Consider the following 18,045-nt stretch of genomic DNA (forward strand, 5'->3'; position numbering starts at 1 on the left):
CCGGAGACCCGCGTACGTCTTCCGGTTCCCCGGCGATCGGTTGACACGGCATAGGGGGGTGACTATCGTCACTCCAGCGACACCGCCAGGCGGACGCCCTCCACGTACAACCGCCGGTCCGACGGTGCGCCCGAACCGTGAGGAACCGCCATGCGAGGATCGATCCGCCCCGGTGCCAGCTCGCGCCGCGCCAGAACCTTCACACTCGTCACCGGCCTGTCGATGGTGTCGGTGCTCGCCGCCGGATGCCTGGGCGGCGGCGGTGAGGAGTCGGCAGGCGACCCCGACCGGAACGCCGACGCCACCGAGTTCACCCTGACCATCACCAGCAACGCGATCAAGGGCGGCAAGAACTCCGAGGGCGCCACCTGGATCGAGGACTACGTCATCCCCGAGTTCGAACGCATCCAGGCCGAGAAGGGCGTCACCGCGAACGTCGAGTTCGCGCCGGTGGGGGTCGACGACGCCGACTACAAGAGCAGCCTCGGCCTCGACCTGGAGACCGGCAAGGGCGCCGACATCATCGACATCGACGGGATCTGGGTCGGTGAGTTCGCCGAGTCCGGGTTCATCGCACCGCTGGACGACGTGGTGGGCGTCGAGGCGGTGTCCGCATGGGACGGTTGGGGTCAGATCCAGGAGTCGGTGCAGCAGAACGCCTCCTACAACGGTGAACGCTACGGCGTCCCCACCGGCACCGACGGCCGGGTGATCTTCTACAACAAGGACGTCTTCGAGGCCGCCGGACTGCCCACCGACTGGCAGCCCACGAGCTGGCAGGAGATCCTGGAGGCCGCCGAGACGATCAAGGCCGAGTCGCCCGACGTGATCCCGTTGCAGCTCAACGCGGGCACCGCCATGGGCGAGGCCACCACCATGCAGGGCTTCCTCCCGCTGCTGGCCGGCGCGGGAGCCGAGATCCATGCCGACGACAAGTGGCAGGGCGACACCGAGGCGGTACGGCAGGTACTGGAGGTGTACGAGACGGTGTACGGCACCGGACTGGGCGACCCGACGCTGCAACAGGAGGCCAAGGGACGAGACCGCTCCTTCCAGCTGTTCGCCGAGGGCGAGGTCGGCATGCTGCTGGAGAGCGACTACTTCTGGCGCTCGGTCGTCAACCCCGACCAGGGCGTCGCCCCGATGGAGAACCGGGACGAGGTGGTCGGGTACGCCAAGATCCCCGCCGTGACACCGGGAGCCGGTGTCGGAGGACAGGACTTCGTGTCCATGTCCGGTGGCTCGGCGCGGGTCATCAACCCGAACACCGAGTACCCGCAGCAGGCGTGGGAACTGCTCCAGTTCATGAACTCGGCGGAGGCGACGAAGGAACAGGTCGCCGGTTCGCCCCGCATCACCCACCGCGACGACGTCAACGCCGAGGTCCTGAGCGGTGACCCCATGCTGACGTTCATCGCCGAGGAGGTGGTGCCGTTGACGCTGTTCCGGCCCGGCCGCCTCGAATACGTCGACGTGTCCATCGCCGTCCAGGAGGCCACCTACGCGGTCGTGGAGGGCGCCACCGCCGCCGAGGCGGCGCAGCAGTACCAGGCGGCACTGGAGGACGTGGTGGATGCCGGTGCCATCGCGACGGGATGACGCGCCGGCCACGGCGGTGACCGGACACGCCGACCCCGGTGAGGCGGCGTTCTCCGCCGGAGCGCCCCGCGCGGTCGACTCCGTCGGGCTCGGCAGGGCGCGGGCACTGCTGTTCGTCGCCCCCGCCCTGCTCCTCATCGGCGTGTTCCTGCTGTTCCCCGCGTTGTGGACGCTGTACATCGGGGCGACCAACTTCGAGCGCACCGGCCCCAACCACGTGAACCCGCAGGTCACGTGGTTCGACAACTACGTCGACGTGCTCACCGACCCGTCGTTCTACAACTCACTGTGGTTGACGCTGCTGTTCGTGCTGTTCTCGGCGGTCATCGGGCAGAACGGTCTGGGTTTCTGGCTGGCGTGGTCCACCCGTCGCCTCCACCGCCGGGTCCGGCGGGTCGTGGAGTCACTGGTCCTGTTGGCGTGGATCCTGCCGTCCTCGGTGGTGGCGTTCCTGTGGATCGCCATGCTCGACCAGCGCGGCGGCACCCTCGACGCCCTGCTGGGCAACCCGGGCACCGCCTGGCTGGTGGAGTACCCGATGGTGGCGATCATCGTGTTCAACACCTGGCGGGGCACGGCGTTCTCGATGATGCTGTACAGCGCGGCGCTGTCGTCGGTGCCGCCGTCGCAACTGGAGACCGCCAGGCTCGCCGGGGCGACCGGCGGGCAGACGTTGCGGGACGTCGTCTTCCCCCACATCCGGGGGCACGTCCTCACCAACACCCTGCTGATCACACTGTGGACGTTCAACGACTTCGGGCCGTTCCTCATCACCGGCGGCGGGCCCGGTGACGACACCGAGATAGCGGCCGTCTACCTGTACAACACCGCCATCCGGGACGGCGACCTCGGCTACAGCGGCGCCATCTCGCTGCTGATCCTGGTCGCCAACGTGGTGTTGGCCCTGGCGTACCTGCGGATGCTGCGGAGGCGGGATTCCTCATGAGCCCGAAGCGTTCCACGGCCGCCGCCGACATCGGGGAGGCCGCCGCCCGCAAGACCGCCGTGGCGTTGGCCCGCCGGGTCGGCTTCTACGCCGTCACCTGCCTGATCTCGGTGTTCTTCGCCCTGCCACTGCTGTGGCTGGTGACGGCCCCGTTCGACGCCAGCCCGGCATACGCCATCGAGTTCCCCGAACCGACGTTGCGCAACTTCGAGACCATCCTGTCCAATCCGTACGCGTTGCCGTCACTGCTGAACTCGCTGATCCTGGCGGTCGGGACGGCCCTGTTCGTGGTGACCGGCGCGGCGTTGGCGGCCTACGCGCTGTCGCGGGTGCGGATACCCGGCCGGGACGCACTGCTGTACGTCCTGCTGCTGTTGTCGAGTGTGGTCACCGGTACCGCGGCGATGGTGCCGCTGTTCCTCATGGTCTCGGAGGTCGGCGGCGCGATCCACCCGGTGCTGGGTGTCGACTCGCACTTCTCGGTGACCCTGGTGATGACCGGCGGCCTGCTGCCGGCGGCGATCTTCATGCTCAAGGACTTCGTCGACTCGATCCCGCCGTCGTACGAGGAGTCGGCGCGGGTGTTCGGCGCCTCCCCGTTCCGGGTGCTGAAGGACGTCGTGGTCCCGTTGATCACGCCCGGTCTGGCCACGATCGCGGTGTGGAGCATCGTCAACGTGTGGGGCAACTTCCTCGTGCCGTTCATCCTGCTGCGCGACGCCGACAAACAGCCCGCCGCGGTGCTCATCCGGACGCTGTACACCGAGGCGGGGCAGCCGAATCTGGCCCTGCTGGCGACGTTCTCGCTGTTGTACTCGCTGCCGGTGGTGGCCATGTACCTGTTCGTCTCCAAGAAGTACGGCTTCCGCTTCCACGGAGGGATCAAGAGCTGATGACCCGGATCCGGCTTACCGGCCTGACCAAGGTGTTCGACGGCGGTGTGACGGCACTCGACCGGCTCGACCTGACGGTCGAGCCCGGCGAGTTCTTCGCGCTGCTCGGCCCGTCCGGTTGCGGCAAGACGACGTTGCTGCGCACCATGGCGGGACTGGAACAGGCGACCTCCGGGACGATCCGGTTCGCCGAGCGCGACGTCACCCGGGTGGCGCCCGGTGACCGTGACGTCGCCATGGTCTTCCAGGACTACGCCCTGTTCCCGCACATGACCGTGGTCGACAACATCTCGTATCCGTTGAAGGTGAAGGGCCGGGCGAAACCCGAGCGGACCGCGCGGGCCGAGGAGGTCGGGCGCCAACTGGGTCTGGAGGCGTTGACGGCCCGCAGGCCCTCGGCACTGTCGGGCGGCCAACAGCAACGGGTGGCGCTGGCGCGTGCCGTGGCGTGCCGCCCGGCGCTGTTCCTGTTCGACGAACCCCTGTCCAACCTGGACGCGCGACTGCGGTTGGAGGCGCGGGGCTTCCTGAAGCGGTTGCAGCGGGAACTGGGCGTCACCACCGTCTTCGTCACACACGACCAGGCCGAGGCGCTCGCCCTGGCCGACCGGATCGCCGTCATGGAGTCCGGGCGCGTCCGGCAGCTCGGTACGCCCCGGGAGGTGTTCGCGCGTCCCGCCGACACCTTCGTCGCCAACTTCATCGGTTCCACGCCGATGAACCTGGTTCCCGCCGAGGTCGAGGGCGACCGGCTGCGGGTGGCCGGGGGCGTGTTCGCCGCGCCGCAGGGCGTGGTCGCCGGATCCGCGAAGGTCACCGCCGGGATCCGGCCGGAGTACCTCCGCCTCCACGATGCGGAGCCCACCGACGCGCCGGACGCCCCCACCGGCACTGTGTCCATCCTGGAGAACCTGGGCGCCACCACCCTGGTGACCGTCGACTGCGGCGGTGAGTCCCTATCGGCCGTGGTCCCGGAGGACGCCGAACCGGCGCCCGGATCGCGGGTGTGGTTGACGCCGCAACCCGGCCGTCTCCTGGTGTACGACAACGACTCCGGCGAACTGCTGCCCCGCCGGGACCCGGCCGGATGATCGTCCATACCGGAGAGTGGACTCCGGCCGACCGTGTCGCCTCGCCCTACCGGTACCTTCCGGCGCACGTACCCGACGGGGCGGCGGGGATCCGGGTTCGGCTCGCCTATCCCGCCGACGCGGGCGTCCTCGACCTCGGATGTATCGGACCGGACGGTTTCCGAGGCTGGTCGGGTGGCGCGCGCGACGAGTTCGTCATCACCGCCGGCCACGCGACACCGGGGTACCTGCCGGGACGACCGGAGCCGGGGGAGTGGCACGTGGTGCTCGGCCTGTACCGGGTTCCCGCCCGGTTGCCGTACGAGGTCACCGTCACCGTCCTGTCGGAGGCGCCGGAACCACCGCCGGTGACGGCGCCGCCGGTACCGGACCGCCCGCCGCGCCGGAACCCGCCCGCTCCGCCCGGTCGTAGATGGCTGGCGGGCGACCTCCACTGCCACAGCCACCACTCGGACGGCACGGGGAGTGTCCCGGAGCTGGCCGCCGCCGCCGTCTCGGCGGGCCTGGACTTCCTGGCCGTCACCGATCACAACACCGTCAGCCACCACCGGGAGCTGGACGCGGTCTCCCGTCGCTACGGCGTGCACCTGATCCCGGGGCAGGAGATCACCACCGATCGGGGCCACGCCAACGCCTTCGGCGACATCGGGTGGATCGACTTCCGGGCGTCCGCCGCCGAGTGGTTCGCCGAGGTGGCGAGACGTGGCGGTGTCGTGTCGGTGAACCACCCGATCGCGACCGACTGCGCCTGGCAGTTCCCGCTGGACGCGCCGCCGCCGGCGGCGGAGATCTGGCACAGCACGTGGCACGACACGACCTGGCGCGGCCCGTTGGCGTGGTGGCTGGCCGCCGGTCCCGCGGTGGTACCCGTGGGCGGCTCCGACTACCACTCGCCGGACGGCGCGGCCCCGTTGGGAAGGCCCGTCACCTGGCTGTGCGTACCCGACTCGGCACCGGTCACGACCGAGGCGCTGTTGGACGCCTTGCGGACCGGGGCGGTGGCGGTCGGGGCCGACCGCACCGGACCGGCGATCCTGCCGGGCGACGCGACGGTGAACGTGGCGACGGAGACGCCGGTGGTGCTGGCCGACTTCACCGGGCGGCGCCGAATCGTCCCCGCCGGCACGGTGAGCCTGCCGGCCGAACCGGGGGCGCACTGGATCGAGGACTTCAAGGGGGCCGTCGTCGCACTGTGCCGCGTCGGTTGATCAGTCGTGCGTGCCGGTGGACGGCGCGACGACGAACGCCTCTATGGTCGCCAGGTCGGCGGGCCGCAGTCCGGCCCGGCTGCGCGGCCGGATGGGCAGTACCTCTCCCTGCTCGTGCAAGGCGTCGCGGTCGGCGTCATCGATGGGCACCTCGGTGTCGTCGGTCCAGACCACGCGGTGGCCGGCGCTCAGGTTCTCCCAGACGGCGGCCCACTTCCACATGTCCGCGTGACCGGTCGGCCGCCGTGTGAACGCCCGCGCGAGCCTGGGGAGCCGCCACAGGTCCTCCAGCAGGTGGGCGTCGGGGCACCAGGTGCTGCACCAGACCACGTCCACGGCACCGGACGTGGCCAGGTCGCGGATCCGGTCGACCAGGCGCACCGACCACCGCAGCGGATAGGTGACCCCGGCGGCGGCCACGTCGGCGGTCGCGATCCGGCCGGGCCAGGCGGGACGGGGCGCGTTGATCACACCGTCCACATCGAGCAGCCATACGGTTCTTCGTCTCAAGGGGCACCTCGGAGGAGTCGGATGAGGTCCACCCGGCTCGGTGGCGTCGGGTGAGGACGGCGCACGGGACGGCCGTCCCCGGCGCGGTGGCGGCGGGGGCGGGGGCGGGGTGGAGGGGGAGGTGATGGACATCCTACCGGGGGAGTCGTGGTCCCGCGTCGCGGTGACACGGCGGAGGCCCTCGGCCGTTCACCGGAGGGGAGGCCCGAGTCGACCGTCGGACGAGTGCGAGACGGGCCGCGTGGCGGCACGCGGCCGGTCTGATCGGGGACTACCGGGTGCGCCGCGTGTCCCCGGCGGGTCGACTCAGGGGACGCCGAGCAGTCGGAGCAGGGCGGTCGCCGCGGCGGCGGCGACGACCACGACGACGAACGGCGCCCGCCGCCACGCCAGGAGACCGCCCACTCCCACACCGGCCGGGAGTGCCCAGCCGGCGAACTCCCCGCCGTCCATCACCGCGGCCGTGGCGACCAGGCCCGCCAACAGCACGGTCGCGGCGCGGCGGATCACCGTCTGCACCCGGTCCGACAGGGTGATCCGGTCGCGCAGCAGCGGTCCGGCGAAGCGGAATGCGAAGGTACCCAGGGCCAGCGCGACGATCGCGGTGACGGTCATGCCCTTCCTCCGGTGTCGGCGGGGGTCGCCCGGTCCGGGCCGGTGGCGTGGTCGCGTCGGGGCCATCCGGCGGCGAGTCCGAGCAGCGCCAGCAGGACGTTGACGCCGCCGGGCACGAACGGTGTCGTGACGACGGCGATGACCGCGCCGACCAGTGCCGCCCGCAAGGTGGCGTGTTCCCGCAGTGCCGGCAGCAACAGGGCCAGCAGTGCGGCGGGGAAGGCGGCGTCGAGGCCGAGGGCGTCGGTGTCGCTGACGATCCGGCCCGCGAACGCGCCCGCCACGGTGCCGAGGTTCCAGGTGACGAACATGCCGATGCCGCAGGCCCAGTAGGCGGCCCGGGCCGACCGGGGGTCGTGTGCGCGGCCGAGCGCGAACGCGGCCGATTCGTCTATGAGCAGGTGGCTTCCCACGATCCGCCGCCATGGCCCGGTGCCGAGGACGTCGCCGATCGCGAGCCCGAACGGCAGGTGACGGGCGTTGAGGATCAGGCCGCCGACCACCGCCGCCACCGGGCCGCCGCCGGCGGCGATCACGCCGACGGCGAGGAACTGCGAGGCGCCGGCGAACACCAGGACCGACATCAGGCACGGGACCCACCACGCCATGCCGGTGGACACCGCGATGGCGCCGAAGGACGCGCCGATGAACGCGGCACCGGTCGCCAGCGGGGCGACGTCACGCATGACGGCCGGGTCGAGTGTTCGATGTACCAAACGCACGTATCATGTATAGAACGCCACACCGGCGTTTGTCCAATCGAACGAACCGACTGTCAGGGCGAACACATGGTCAATCCCGCCAAACCGCCGCTGGACGTGATCGCCGCCTCACTCCGCCGGGAACGCGCCCGGCTCGGGCTGTCGCTCAGCGAGGTCGCCAAACGCGCGGGAATCGCCAAGTCGACCCTCTCGCAACTGGAGTCCGGCACCGGCAACCCCAACGTAGAGACGCTGTGGGCACTGGGCGTGGCACTGGACGTCCCCTTCGCCGCGCTGGTCGAACCGCCGGTCCCGGCCGTCAAGGTGATCCGCATGGGCGAGGGACCGGGCGTCGCCGCCGAACGCGCCGACTACATCGCCACCCTGCTGGCCGGGTCGCCCGGCCACACCCGGCGCGACCTCTACCTGATCACCGCCGAGCCCGGGGAGCCGCGCTACTCCGACCCGCACATGCCCGGAGTCGTCGAGCACGTCGTGCTCGCCAGCGGGCTCGCCAGGATCGGCCCCGCCGAGGATCCGGTCGAGCTGTCACCCGGCGACTACGTCAGCTACCCCGGCGACGCGCCGCACATCTTCGACGCGCGAGAGGCGGGCACCATGGCGGTACTCGTATCCGAACACCGCTGACCCTCGGCGCGACGACGGCCGCCCCGGTCCGCGGTGGACCGGGGCGGCCGTGGAACTCCGCCGGGATCAGGGCAGCGGCACGAGCCTGGTGAAGTCGGCGGTGGCGATGTCGCCCGGCCGGACCGTCACGACGGCGAGCGGCTTGCCCACCACACCGTCGGGCAGGTCGATCCGCACGAAGTAGACCCCGGGCGTGACGTTGGCGAACCCGAACCAGCCCGCGCCGTCGGCGGTCTGCCGGCGGTCGTCACCGTGGCCGAGGATCGGATCGAGGGTCATCGTCACCTGGTCGAGCGCCGTGCCGTCCCGCAACGCGACGGTGCCGGTGACGTGCCCGGTGGTCGGCGCGGTCTTCCAGGTCATCTCCGGCACTGCGACGTCCTGCGCGAACGGGGCGTCCGGTCCCTCGGTGAGGGCGGCGATCAACGCGGCGCGTTCGGAGTCCTTGGTGGCGGGGTCGGAGACGGCCGTCATGCTGGCGTTGGCGTAGGAGTAACCGGACCAGCCCGCCATGGTGTTGCCCGCCGCCGAGGGCGTCAGCGTGTCGTGCACCTGGGCGACGCTGTCGGGTATCCCGTTCAGGTACAGCGCGGGACCGTTGACGGTGTGCCGGTCACCCTGCCAGTCGGCCAGGACCTCGTTCCACTCGTCGAACATCCGTGCCTGGTCCGGGTTCCACTCCCGCTTGTAGTTCATCGCCACGACGGTGTCCATGATCCCCTCGTCGAGCCAGCCCTTCCAGTCCTGCAGGACCTCCGCGTAGGTGCGGGTGTTCTCCCAGCCGCCGACCGTCTGCGGGCCGAAGCCGTAGGTGATGGCGTCGTGCGACAACCGCAGCAGCGGGTCCACGTCGTACATCGTCAGGTAGATCTTGCGCACGAGGTTGGTGATCTGGTCGCGACGCCAGTCGTTCCACGCCGGATCGTCGGCGGCGGGCACCTCGCTGGTGCCGGTCAACGCCTGGTAGCGGGCCACCGCGACGTCGTTGTAGCCCCAGTCGCTGTGGGTGAAGGTGGAGCTTCCGTCGGGGTAGCGGATGTAGTCCAGGTTGATGCCGTCGACGTCGTACTCGGTGACGATGCTGCGGATGCCCGCCACGATGTACTCGACGGCGGCGGGGTGACCCGGGTCGATGTAGGTGTTGTTGCCGACCTTCTCGGTCCCGTCGGTCTTCTTGTTGAGCCACCGGTCGGCACCGGTGGCGCCGGGACCGTGCTGGTTGTACACGTGGTCGGGGGAACGGGGCGGGGTGGCCGAGTTCCACAGGGTGTTGACGTTGACCCAGGCGTGCACCTCGATGCCGGCGGCGTGGGCCTGCGCGATGACCTCGTCCAGTGGATCGTAGGGCGCGGGGTCGATCGCGGCGTCGGTGCGGGGGTACAGGGCGCGGTTGCAGAAGCAGTCGTAGCGGCGGGCCACCTGCACGATCAGGGCGTTGGCGTTGAGCGCGGTGGCGTCGGCGACCAACTCGGTGACCTGTGCGGGGGTGTAGATGCCCTCGTTGAAGCCGTCCACCCACATGCTGCGCCAATGTTCGGCGGGGGCGTCCTCGGCGGCGGCGGGCGTGGCGGTCAGCAGGGTGGCGAGTAGGCCGCACAGGGCTAGCAGTGCGGCCGGGAACCGTCGTTTCATCATCGTCCTCCGGTGGGCGGTTCGGAGTGGGCGCGGTCGCGGCCCGGGGTGATCGATACCGACAGAGCTTAGGACCACGTCCATAATTTAGAAGAAATCACATATATAAAAACACCATGGTGACGCTCCGGGGTCGTCCCGGCTCGCGCCATTATGTCCGAAACGCTCCTCGCGGACCGCGCCGACACCTAGCATCGGCACAGGGTCGGTGAGGACGGGGGAGCGGCATGGCTCAGCGGGACTACAGCACCAACAGCGTCGGCAACCCGACGGCCAGTGAGGAGCACTCTCTCACGGTCGGACCGGACGGCCCCATACTGCTGCACGACCACTACCTGATCGAGAAGATGGCCCAGTTCAACCGCGAACGGGTTCCCGAACGGCAACCACACGCCAAGGGCGGCGGCGCGTTCGGCCACTTCGAGGTCACCCACGACGTCAGCGCCTTCACCAAGGCCCGGGTGTTCCAACCCGGACAACGCACCGAGGTCCTGGCGCGCTTCTCCACCGTCGCCGGGGAACGCGGTAGCCCCGACACCTGGCGCGACCCGCGCGGCTTCGCCCTGAAGTTCTACACCGAACACGGCAACTACGACATGGTCGGCAACAACACGCCGGTCTTCTTCGTCCGCGACCCCATGAAGTTCCAGGACTTCATCCGCTCCCAGAAACGCCGCGCCGACAACGACTTCCGCGACCACGACATGCAGTGGGACTTCTGGACCCTGTCGCCCGAATCCGCGCACCAGGTCACCTGGCTCATGGGCGACCGGGGTATCCCCAAGACGTGGCGGCACATGGACGGCTACTCCAGCCACACCTACCTGTGGATGAACGACGCCGGCGAACGCTTCTGGGTCAAGTACCACTTCAAGACCGACCAGGGCAACGACTTCCTCACCCAGGAGGAGGGCGACCGCATCGCCGGCATCGACGGCGACTACCACCGGCGGGACCTGTTCGACGCCATCGGCCGCGGCGAATACCCCACCTGGACGCTCCACATGCAGATCATGCCGTTCGTCGAGGCCGCCGGATACCGGTTCAACCCGTTCGACCTCACCAAGGTGTGGCCGCACGGCGACTACCCGCTGATCCCCGTCGGCAGGCTCACCCTCGACCGCAACCCGACGGACTTCCACACCGAGATCGAACAGGCCGCGTTCGAACCCAGCAACCTCGTGCCCGGGATCGGCCCCAGCCCCGACAAGATGCTGCTGGGCCGGATGTTCTCCTACCCCGACGCACACCGCTACCGCATCGGCGCCAACTACAACGAACTCCCCGTCAACCGGCCGCGCGCCGCCGAGGTGCGGGCCTACAACAAGGACGGACACATGCGGCACCACAACCCCGGCGACCCGGTGTACGTGCCCAACTCCAAGGGCGGGCCGCAGTCCGACACCGACCGGTTCGGCGAACCCGCCGGCTGGCACACCGACGGCGAGATGATGCACGCCGCCTACACGCTCCGCCCGGACGACGACGACTGGGGACAGGCCGGGACCCTGGTGCGCGACGTCCTCGACGACGCTTCCCGGGAACGCCTGGTGAACAACATCGTCGGGCACCTGCTCAAGAACGTGACCGAACCCGTGCTGACACGCGCATTCGAATACTGGCGGAACGTCGACGCGGCCCTGGGGGAGCGGGTCGAGAACGGAGTCCGCGGCGCGTGACCCGGGCCGGTGCCGCGAGCCGCGAACCGGTGGCGTCGTGCATGCTTGAATGACCTTCCACGACCGGAACACCGCCGAGGAACGGCCCCGAGCCCGGGACGTCGGCCGTCACCCGGTCACGACGGACATCGGGCGGCGAGGAGCGACGTGACCGAACGACACCCTGTCAGACTTCCGGTCTGCGACACCGACACCGCACCGGCCGACCTGCTCGCCGACGTCGAGGGCTGGGTCACCTCCGCGCCGCTGCGTGACCTGGTACACCGATTCGGCGGACGCCTCCCGGCGGGCACCCTCGACGACGTCCTCACGTACCTCCTGGACTTCTCCGCCGTGCACTGGGACTTCCGGGGCGGCAGGGAACGCGCCGACGCCCGCCGCGCCGTCTTCGACGCCGAGACCGACGCGGCGATCCTCGACGCCGTCCACCGGCTGGGGCTGCGCGGCCCCACCTCCCCACGCCTCGACCGCTACGACCACGTCCTCGTGCTCGGCGGCCTCATCAGGGCCTGCCTGGCCCGCACCTGGTACGCCGCCGAACTACTGCGGACCGGGATCACCGCGCCGGAGGTCACCGCGGTGGGCGGCTTCCGCGTCATGGCCGAGACCGAACGGCGCCTCGCCGACGCACTCGACGCCCCCGGATGCCACTACGAGACCGACTGCCTCGTCGCGGGGCTGCGGCAGGCGTTCGGCGCGGACACCGGCTCCGACGTGCGTGCCGGCGGCGACCCCGCCGAAGACCCGAACCGGGCGTGGAGCGTCGTCACGTTCCGGCCGCCCGGCGCGCCCGTCCTGCGCGCCGTCGCCGCGCCGTCGAGCGAACCGGAACTGCGCAGGGCGCACACCGGGGACTCCATCAGGTACTGGGCCGACGACGTCGTGGGCCTGCCACGGGGCGCGGCCGTCCTCGTCGTGACCTCACCGACCTTCGTCCCCTTCCAGCACTGCGACGCGATCCGCCACATCGGACTGCCCTACGGCTGCCGCGTCGAGACCGTGGGACTGCGCACCGAGAGCCTGCCGCCCCGGTTGCGGGTGGAACCGCCCGACCCGGACCGCTACCTGCAGGAGGTGCGCTCCACAATCTGGTCGATGCGGCGCCTCGCCACCGCCGCCGCGACGTCCACCACAGCCTCCTGAGCCCCGCCACCACCGGCCGCCCCGGGGATCACGCTCTCCGGCGACCGGCAGCCGGGACGCTTCGTCACTGTTACGGTCGGCGGAGGGAGGCGACCATGACCGAACACATCGACCCGAGTGTGCCGCCCAGCGGCACCGGCTGCCGGGAATGCCTCGCGGGAGAGGGCCCGGGATGGTGGGTGCACCTGCGCCGCTGTGCCGAATGCGGGCACATCGGCTGCTGCGACTCCTCACCCGGGCAGCACTCCACCGGGCACTGGAAGGCGACCGGCCACCGGTACATCACCAGTTTCGAGCCCGGCGAGGAGTGGTTCTACGACTTCCAGACCGGCGACACCGTCACGGGCCCGCAGCTGGCCGCGCCGACCTCGCATCCGGCCGACCAACCCGCGCCCGGACCGGCGGGCAGGGTGCCCTCCGACTGGCGGGACCACATCCACACCTGACACTCAGGTCTCGGAGAGCCGCAGCCGCCAGTCGTTCGACGTCAACGTCGAGCCGGGCGGGTACTCGAACTCCACCGGACCCAGCAACGTGAACCCGGCCTTGCGGCACACCGCGTTCGACGCGACGTGCTCCACGGCCGGGAAGGCGTGCAACCACTCGCGGACCGCGACCGGCCGAAGCTCCGCGAGCATCTCGGTGACCGCGACGGTCGCCAGCCCCCGGCCCTGGAACTCCGGCAGTATCGCCCAACCGGTCTCGTAGACCGTGCCGTCACGCCAGACCTTCTCCCAGTAACCCACGGACCCCACCGGCATGCCCGTGGTGTTCTCCACCCGGAACATCACGCCGCTGCGGCGGTCGGTCATGGAGAGGTACCGGCGATGCCGCGACAACAGTTTGGCGTGCGACTCCGGACCACCGAGGAAACCGGTCATCTCCGGGGAGTTCGCGGCGATCAGTATCGGCAGGTCCGATTCCGACCAGGGGCGTAGTCGCAGCGTGTCGGCGGTCATGACCGCCATGGTGCCACGGGCGTCCGACAGCCGGTGCGGTTCACCGCATCAGGCAGAACTCGTTTCCCTCCGGGTCGGCCAGCACGGTCCACTCCGGCAGCTCCGCGAGCACCCCCGCCCCGAGCGCGGTCAACCGGTCGAGTTCGGCGACCGGGTCGGCGGCGACCAGATCGAGGTGGAGCCGGTTCTTGCCCCGCCTCGGCTCGGGCACCGCCTGGAACCACAACCGCGGGCCGCCGCCGTCGGTGCGTTCCACCAGTACCGTCGGATCGCCCTCGGGGGAGCCGATCCCCAGCGACCGCAACCGGGCCAGCTCGGCCTCGTCGTAGGGAGCGACCCGGTGATCGTCCAGGGCCGCCGCCCAGAAGCGCGCGAGCGAGGCGGGATGGACCGAGTCGACCACGACGTCACGCAGTTGCGCCATCCCTCGACGGTACCGTCAGCAGCGGTGGCGGCTGTGGGTCATGTAGGGGCCGCGCTCTCCCCAGTCGACGGTGTAGCCGTAACAGTCGGTCCACTCGCCGCCGACCGCCTGGGTCTTGGCCGAATCGGAGTACCACGTGGTCTGGCAGTCGTAACCGAGTGGACAGGCGTTGGCGGCGGCGGGTGTGGCGGTGGTGCCGATCACGACGGCCGCGGCGGTCACGCCGGCCACCGCGAGAACCTGGATCCGCCTCAGGACGGGGGATGTGGACATCTGTGACTCCTAGGGGAGTGGGGCGCCACCAGTATGACCGGTAGCGGGGCCGGCACGCAACCATGCGTCACCGGCGGATCCACCTCCGATGAGGAATTCGTGTCCATAAGAACCTGGCGCGCCCCGGTTAGGCTCCGCATGACTCACGCCCCGAGTCATGCCCACTGGAAAGGAACCTCATGAACCGGCACGAGAACACCGGCGGCATCGGCCGCCGACGGCTGCTGATCGGACTGGGAGCCGGACTCGCGGCGACGGCACTGCCCGGTGTCGCCACCGCGGAACCGACCCTGCTCGCGGGTGCCTGGAGCAACCCCGCGTACGGCACCATCACCTCCGGATTCCGGACGCCCAGCCGACCCACCCACAGCGGCACCGACGTCGCCAACTCGCAGGGAACGGCGATCTGGGCCGCCAACGGCGGCACCGTCGTGGGGGTGCGCACCAACTCCTACCCCGGCGACACCCGGCCCGGACTGCTGCCCGGCAGGACCGGAAACGCGGTGCTCATCGAACACCACAACGGATACCGCACCTACTACGGGCACCTGTACAGCGCGTCCGTGGTCCGCGGGCAGGTCGTGACGGCCGGCCAGACCATCGCCAAGATGGGCACCACCGGCAACTCCACCGGACCGCACCTGCACTTCGAGGTGCTGGCCAACGGCTCCCCGATCAACCCGTACACCTTCCTGGCCAACCGGGGGATCACCCTGGGCCGGACCCGGCCCGCCGGCGGCGGAGGCGGCTGGCCCTCCGTCGAGAACGGGGAACGCAGCGAGGTCGCCCGAGTCGTCCAACACCTGCTGACCGCGCACGGCCACTCCGCGGTCGCCGACGGATACTTCGGATCGGCGTCGGTCGCGGCGGCCAAGGCGTTCCAACGCGCCGAGGGACTGGTCGCCGACGGCGTCATCGGCCCGGTCAGCTGGCCGCACCTGATCATCGACGTGAAGCAGGGTTCGCGTGGCTCGTCGGCCAAGGCCGCGCAGGTCGCGTTGAACCGGCACGGCGCCGGCCTCGTCGTCGACGGTGACTTCGGTTCCGTCAGCGTCCGGGCGGCCCGGAACTTCCAGTCCGCCAAGGGCCTCGTGGTCGACGGCTACGTCGGCCCCCTCACCTGGCGCACCCTGGTCTGAGCCGGCGGTGACGGCTGGGCGGTGGCCGCCCAGCCGTCACCGAACAGCGTCGGTTGCACCGCCGTCCCCGACCACGCCCGTGCGTCACGTGCGAGGCACCGGGGACAGTCGACCGGGGAGTCCGTGGGTTCCATCGTCGCCAGTTCGCCGCCCGGCTCGGCGGAGTGGCACGCGGCCGTGGGGATGCGGATCCCGGCCCGCCATACGACCACACCGACCGTGTGCACCACGCCACCACGGCGGGCGTTGCGACCGTCGAAGCGCGCGACGCGCGCGGCGGCGAACGACCGCCACTGCCGCAGCAGACCGTCGTCCATGTTCCACAGTCTGCCGCAGACCGCCGCCGGGTCACGGTAACGCCACCACGCGACCGGCGCGGTTGGCCCGGCGGCCCACCGGGTAACCCCTCCACGAAGGAGGAACCCATGACACCGACACAGATCTTGGCAATCGCGCTCATCGCGGTCGTCGTGGTGGCGATCCTGGCCGGTGGCTGGTATCTGGTCCGCAGCCACCGGCTGCGCCGCAGGTTCGGCCCCGAGTACGACCGAGTGGTCGCCGAAAGCCCCGGCAGACTCGCCGCCGAGCGGGAACTGCGCGAGCGGGAACGGCGGCACGCCGGGCTCCACCTGCGTGACCTCACCCCCGCCGAGCGGGAACGCTACGAACAGGAGTGGCGCGAACTCCAGGCGCGGTTCGTCGACGAACCGGCCCGGGCCGTCGTCGAGGCGGACGCGCTGGCCACCCGACTCATCGCCGAACGCGGCTACCCCATCGAGAACCGGGACGCCGGTCTCGCCGTGCTGTCGGTGGACCACGCCCGCGCCGTCTCCGGGTACCGGGACGCGCACGCGGTCTCCGGTAAGGCGGAACGGGGAGAGGCGGACACCGAGGAACTGCGGATGGCGGTCGTCCGCTACCGCGCGCTCGTCGCCGACCTGCTCGGCCGCCGGAAGGGCGGTGTCGTCCATGCGTGACACGAGAGAAGGCGACGACACGGTCGTCCACGGCGTCACACCCCCGTCCGACGACCACCGCCACCGGGACGAACCGCACGAACGCCCTGAAGGCTCCGTCGTCGACACACCGCTCGACGTCGACGACCTCCGGCATCACCCCGAACCGGACGACGACGACTCCCCGGCGACCGGATACACCGACGCCGTCGTCCGGTCCGACCCCGAAACGGCCGACCCCGAGGAGGTCGCGAACCGATGGCGCGACATCCAGCTCACCTTCGTCGACCGTCCGCAACAGGCGGCCGAGATGGCCCGTGAACTGGTGGACGAGGCGGTACGGTCCCGCATCGCCGCGATCACGACCCGGCAGGCCGAACTGGACGGGTGGAGCCTCACCACCGCCGACACCGAACTGATGCGTCAGGCGGTCCAGCGCTACCGGGACTTCTTCCACCGGATGCTGACCCACTGAACGCACGACCGTGCCCCGGGCCCAGGCCCGGGGCACGGTCGTGCGCGGGGCCGATTGCGGTGAATTTCGCCAAACCGGAATCCGATTCCGGCGTAGCCGGTTGCATGGGGGCATGAAAGCGATGACACTTTCCGAATACGGGGCGGCACTGCGGTTGACCGAGGTCCCCGACCCCAAGGTGGGACCGAGCGAGGTACGGATCCGCGTCAAGGCGGCGGGAGTGAACCCGGTCGACTGGAAGCTGGCCTCGGGTGGGCTGGATCCGGTGATGGAGGTCGGTTTCCCGCTGATCTCGGGTTGGGACGTCGCGGGGATCGTCAGCGACGTCGGCGCGGACGTACCCGAGTTCGACGTCGGCGACGAGGTCTTCGGGTACATCCGCAAGGACTGGGCCCAGTTCGGCGCGTACGCCGAGCTGGTGACCGCCAACGTGCGGATGCTGGCGCGTAAACCGGCGGCGCTGGACTGGAGGCAGGCGGCGGGACTGCCGTTGGCCGGCCTGACCGCGCACCGTTCACTGCGGCTGGCGCGGGTGTCCGAAGGGGACACCGTTCTCATCCACGCCGCCGCCGGTGGAGTCGGGTCACTCGGCACCCAGATCGCGGTCGCCGCCGGTGCCAAGGTGATCGGCACCGCCAGTCCCGCCAACCACGAGTTCCTCGCCGACCTCGGCGCCACACCGGTGGAGTACGGCGACGGCCTGGTCGAACGGGTGCGGGGACTCGCCCCCGGCGGGATCGACGCGGTCCTCGACTTCGTGGGCGGCGGTGTGGCCGCCGACTCCGTCGGGCTGCTCTCCGACCCGTCGAGGCTGGTGTCCATCGCCGACCCGCAGGCGGCCGAACTCGGTGGCCACTGGGCGTGGGTGCGCCCCGACGCCGACGGCCTGACCGAACTCGCGGCATTGGCGGAGTCGGGGGACCTGACCGTGCACGTCGCCGAGTCCTATCCGCTCGCCGAGGCGGGTAAGGCGTGGGAGGCCAGCCGGACGGGCCACACCAGGGGCAAGATCGTCCTCACCGTCGATTGAGGCGTGTGCCCGGTCCCGCTCCGCGCGGGGCCGGGCGACCGGTCGGGAGACCGCTTGCCGTCGTGCGCGCCGACATGGGTAACATCCTGCATTTCGTACCCCCCAACGGAAGCGAGCACGGCGC

At 70.6% G+C, this 18,045-nt stretch carries 21 protein-coding genes; 13 read left to right on the forward strand and 8 right to left on the reverse strand.

What is annotated here, in order from left to right; genetic code table 11:
* The first annotated feature begins 150 nt into the window (after positions 1-150).
* The 5 genes from LX16_RS05130 to LX16_RS05150 are packed head-to-tail and all read left to right on the forward strand — an operon-like array spanning position 151 to position 5,737.
* Positions 151-1,599, forward strand: a complete 1,449-nt coding sequence (locus tag LX16_RS05130; protein WP_211354292.1) for an extracellular solute-binding protein — start codon at positions 151-153, stop codon at positions 1,597-1,599.
* On the forward strand, positions 1,574-2,545 hold the full coding sequence (locus LX16_RS05135; protein WP_147133846.1) for a carbohydrate ABC transporter permease: 972 nt from the start codon (positions 1,574-1,576) through the stop codon (positions 2,543-2,545). Before LX16_RS05130 ends, LX16_RS05135 begins: the two co-directional genes overlap by 26 nt.
* On the forward strand, positions 2,542-3,438 hold the full coding sequence (locus LX16_RS05140) for a carbohydrate ABC transporter permease (protein WP_147133848.1): 897 nt from the start codon (positions 2,542-2,544) through the stop codon (positions 3,436-3,438). The genes LX16_RS05135 and LX16_RS05140 overlap by 4 nt, the downstream gene beginning before the upstream one ends.
* Positions 3,438-4,529, forward strand: coding sequence for an ABC transporter ATP-binding protein (locus LX16_RS05145; RefSeq protein ID WP_147133850.1), 1,092 nt, complete (start codon positions 3,438-3,440; stop codon positions 4,527-4,529). The genes LX16_RS05140 and LX16_RS05145 overlap by 1 nt, the downstream gene beginning before the upstream one ends.
* Positions 4,526-5,737 carry a CehA/McbA family metallohydrolase gene (locus tag LX16_RS05150; protein ID WP_147133852.1) on the forward strand — a complete coding sequence of 404 codons (1,212 nt, stop codon included), beginning with the start codon at positions 4,526-4,528 and terminating at the stop codon, positions 5,735-5,737. The genes LX16_RS05145 and LX16_RS05150 overlap by 4 nt, the downstream gene beginning before the upstream one ends.
* On the opposite strand, the gene LX16_RS05155 is transcribed toward LX16_RS05150, so the two are convergent.
* The 3 genes from LX16_RS05155 to LX16_RS05165 form a co-directional block, all read right to left on the reverse strand.
* Complete coding sequence (locus LX16_RS05155; protein WP_147133854.1) at positions 5,738-6,247, reverse strand: HAD domain-containing protein; 510 nt, start codon at positions 6,245-6,247, stop codon at positions 5,738-5,740.
* A 306-nt stretch (positions 6,248-6,553) separates the two neighbouring features.
* Complete coding sequence (locus LX16_RS05160) at positions 6,554-6,862, reverse strand: AzlD domain-containing protein (protein ID WP_147133857.1); 309 nt, start codon at positions 6,860-6,862, stop codon at positions 6,554-6,556.
* Positions 6,859-7,584: an AzlC family ABC transporter permease gene (locus LX16_RS05165; protein ID WP_147133859.1), complete on the reverse strand. Its 726-nt coding sequence runs from the start codon at positions 7,582-7,584 to the stop codon at positions 6,859-6,861. Before LX16_RS05165 ends, LX16_RS05160 begins: the two co-directional genes overlap by 4 nt.
* A gap of 66 nt (positions 7,585-7,650) precedes the next feature.
* On the opposite strand from LX16_RS05165, the gene LX16_RS05170 reads away from it, so the two are divergent.
* On the forward strand, positions 7,651-8,211 hold the full coding sequence (locus LX16_RS05170; RefSeq protein WP_147133862.1) for a helix-turn-helix domain-containing protein: 561 nt from the start codon (positions 7,651-7,653) through the stop codon (positions 8,209-8,211).
* A gap of 66 nt (positions 8,212-8,277) precedes the next feature.
* Here LX16_RS05170 and LX16_RS05175 read toward each other — a convergent pair whose 3' ends face one another.
* Entirely contained in the window at positions 8,278-9,843 is a 1,566-nt protein-coding gene (locus tag LX16_RS05175) for a family 10 glycosylhydrolase (protein WP_147133865.1), read from the reverse strand.
* A gap of 227 nt (positions 9,844-10,070) precedes the next feature.
* Between LX16_RS05175 and LX16_RS05180 the strand changes: the two genes are divergently transcribed.
* The 3 genes from LX16_RS05180 to LX16_RS05190 all read left to right on the forward strand — a co-directional run bounded on the left by LX16_RS05180 (position 10,071) and on the right by LX16_RS05190 (position 13,111).
* Positions 10,071-11,522, forward strand: coding sequence for a catalase (locus tag LX16_RS05180; RefSeq protein ID WP_147133868.1), 1,452 nt, complete (start codon positions 10,071-10,073; stop codon positions 11,520-11,522).
* A 147-nt stretch (positions 11,523-11,669) separates the two neighbouring features.
* Positions 11,670-12,665 carry a hypothetical protein gene (locus LX16_RS05185; protein WP_147133871.1) on the forward strand — a complete coding sequence of 332 codons (996 nt, stop codon included), beginning with the start codon at positions 11,670-11,672 and terminating at the stop codon, positions 12,663-12,665.
* A 95-nt stretch (positions 12,666-12,760) separates the two neighbouring features.
* Positions 12,761-13,111, forward strand: coding sequence for a UBP-type zinc finger domain-containing protein (locus LX16_RS05190; protein ID WP_147133873.1), 351 nt, complete (start codon positions 12,761-12,763; stop codon positions 13,109-13,111).
* 3 nt (positions 13,112-13,114) lie between these two features.
* Here LX16_RS05190 and LX16_RS05195 read toward each other — a convergent pair whose 3' ends face one another.
* Genes LX16_RS05195 through LX16_RS05205 form a run of 3 tightly spaced genes read right to left on the reverse strand, consistent with a single transcriptional unit; the run spans position 13,115 to position 14,321 of the window.
* Positions 13,115-13,624, reverse strand: a complete 510-nt coding sequence (locus LX16_RS05195; RefSeq protein ID WP_211354293.1) for a GNAT family N-acetyltransferase — start codon at positions 13,622-13,624, stop codon at positions 13,115-13,117.
* A gap of 40 nt (positions 13,625-13,664) precedes the next feature.
* Positions 13,665-14,048, reverse strand: coding sequence for a VOC family protein (locus tag LX16_RS05200; protein ID WP_147133878.1), 384 nt, complete (start codon positions 14,046-14,048; stop codon positions 13,665-13,667).
* Positions 14,049-14,063: 15 nt separating this feature from the next.
* Positions 14,064-14,321 carry a DUF6289 family protein gene (locus LX16_RS05205; protein ID WP_147133883.1) on the reverse strand — a complete coding sequence of 86 codons (258 nt, stop codon included), beginning with the start codon at positions 14,319-14,321 and terminating at the stop codon, positions 14,064-14,066.
* Positions 14,322-14,500: 179 nt separating this feature from the next.
* On the opposite strand from LX16_RS05205, the gene LX16_RS05210 reads away from it, so the two are divergent.
* A complete protein-coding gene (locus LX16_RS05210) occupies positions 14,501-15,460 on the forward strand; it encodes a peptidoglycan DD-metalloendopeptidase family protein (RefSeq protein ID WP_147133886.1) in 960 nt (319 codons plus the stop codon).
* On the opposite strand, the gene LX16_RS05215 is transcribed toward LX16_RS05210, so the two are convergent.
* The gene (locus LX16_RS05215; RefSeq protein WP_147133888.1) at positions 15,424-15,777 is read right to left on the reverse strand and encodes a hypothetical protein; all 354 of its coding nucleotides are present in this window, start codon (positions 15,775-15,777) and stop codon (positions 15,424-15,426) included. The two genes, LX16_RS05210 and LX16_RS05215, sit on opposite strands and share 37 nt — an antisense overlap.
* Before the next feature lie 108 nt (positions 15,778-15,885).
* Here LX16_RS05215 and LX16_RS05220 point away from each other — a divergent pair, with 108 nt between their 5' ends.
* The 3 genes from LX16_RS05220 (at position 15,886) to LX16_RS05230 (ending at position 17,921) form a co-directional block, all read left to right on the forward strand.
* Positions 15,886-16,437, forward strand: a complete 552-nt coding sequence (locus LX16_RS05220; RefSeq protein ID WP_147133891.1) for a hypothetical protein — start codon at positions 15,886-15,888, stop codon at positions 16,435-16,437.
* Complete coding sequence (locus tag LX16_RS05225) at positions 16,430-16,891, forward strand: hypothetical protein (protein ID WP_147133894.1); 462 nt, start codon at positions 16,430-16,432, stop codon at positions 16,889-16,891. Before LX16_RS05220 ends, LX16_RS05225 begins: the two co-directional genes overlap by 8 nt.
* 112 nt (positions 16,892-17,003) lie before the next feature.
* Positions 17,004-17,921: a zinc-binding dehydrogenase gene (locus LX16_RS05230; RefSeq protein ID WP_147133897.1), complete on the forward strand. Its 918-nt coding sequence runs from the start codon at positions 17,004-17,006 to the stop codon at positions 17,919-17,921.
* Positions 17,922-18,045 lie beyond the last annotated feature (124 nt).

The sequence above is a fragment of the Stackebrandtia albiflava genome (genome assembly GCF_007994225.1).
Classification (GTDB): domain Bacteria; phylum Actinomycetota; class Actinomycetes; order Mycobacteriales; family Micromonosporaceae; genus Stackebrandtia; species Stackebrandtia albiflava.

Coding starts and splice junctions, on each gene's coding strand:
- LX16_RS05130 (WP_211354292.1), top strand. CDS start 151: ATGCGAGGATCGATCCGCCCCGGTGCCAGCTCGCGCCGCGCCAGAACC.
- LX16_RS05135 (WP_147133846.1), top strand. CDS start 1,574: ATGCCGGTGCCATCGCGACGGGATGACGCGCCGGCCACGGCGGTGACC.
- LX16_RS05140 (WP_147133848.1), top strand. CDS start 2,542: ATGAGCCCGAAGCGTTCCACGGCCGCCGCCGACATCGGGGAGGCCGCC.
- LX16_RS05145 (WP_147133850.1), top strand. CDS start 3,438: ATGACCCGGATCCGGCTTACCGGCCTGACCAAGGTGTTCGACGGCGGT.
- LX16_RS05150 (WP_147133852.1), top strand. CDS start 4,526: ATGATCGTCCATACCGGAGAGTGGACTCCGGCCGACCGTGTCGCCTCG.
- LX16_RS05160 (WP_147133857.1), bottom strand. CDS start 6,862: ATGACCGTCACCGCGATCGTCGCGCTGGCCCTGGGTACCTTCGCATTC.
- LX16_RS05170 (WP_147133862.1), top strand. CDS start 7,651: ATGGTCAATCCCGCCAAACCGCCGCTGGACGTGATCGCCGCCTCACTC.
- LX16_RS05175 (WP_147133865.1), bottom strand. CDS start 9,843: ATGAAACGACGGTTCCCGGCCGCACTGCTAGCCCTGTGCGGCCTACTC.
- LX16_RS05180 (WP_147133868.1), top strand. CDS start 10,071: ATGGCTCAGCGGGACTACAGCACCAACAGCGTCGGCAACCCGACGGCC.
- LX16_RS05190 (WP_147133873.1), top strand. CDS start 12,761: ATGACCGAACACATCGACCCGAGTGTGCCGCCCAGCGGCACCGGCTGC.
- LX16_RS05195 (WP_211354293.1), bottom strand. CDS start 13,624: ATGACCGCCGACACGCTGCGACTACGCCCCTGGTCGGAATCGGACCTG.
- LX16_RS05200 (WP_147133878.1), bottom strand. CDS start 14,048: ATGGCGCAACTGCGTGACGTCGTGGTCGACTCGGTCCATCCCGCCTCG.
- LX16_RS05205 (WP_147133883.1), bottom strand. CDS start 14,321: ATGTCCACATCCCCCGTCCTGAGGCGGATCCAGGTTCTCGCGGTGGCC.
- LX16_RS05210 (WP_147133886.1), top strand. CDS start 14,501: ATGAACCGGCACGAGAACACCGGCGGCATCGGCCGCCGACGGCTGCTG.
- LX16_RS05215 (WP_147133888.1), bottom strand. CDS start 15,777: ATGGACGACGGTCTGCTGCGGCAGTGGCGGTCGTTCGCCGCCGCGCGC.
- LX16_RS05220 (WP_147133891.1), top strand. CDS start 15,886: ATGACACCGACACAGATCTTGGCAATCGCGCTCATCGCGGTCGTCGTG.
- LX16_RS05225 (WP_147133894.1), top strand. CDS start 16,430: ATGCGTGACACGAGAGAAGGCGACGACACGGTCGTCCACGGCGTCACA.
- LX16_RS05230 (WP_147133897.1), top strand. CDS start 17,004: ATGAAAGCGATGACACTTTCCGAATACGGGGCGGCACTGCGGTTGACC.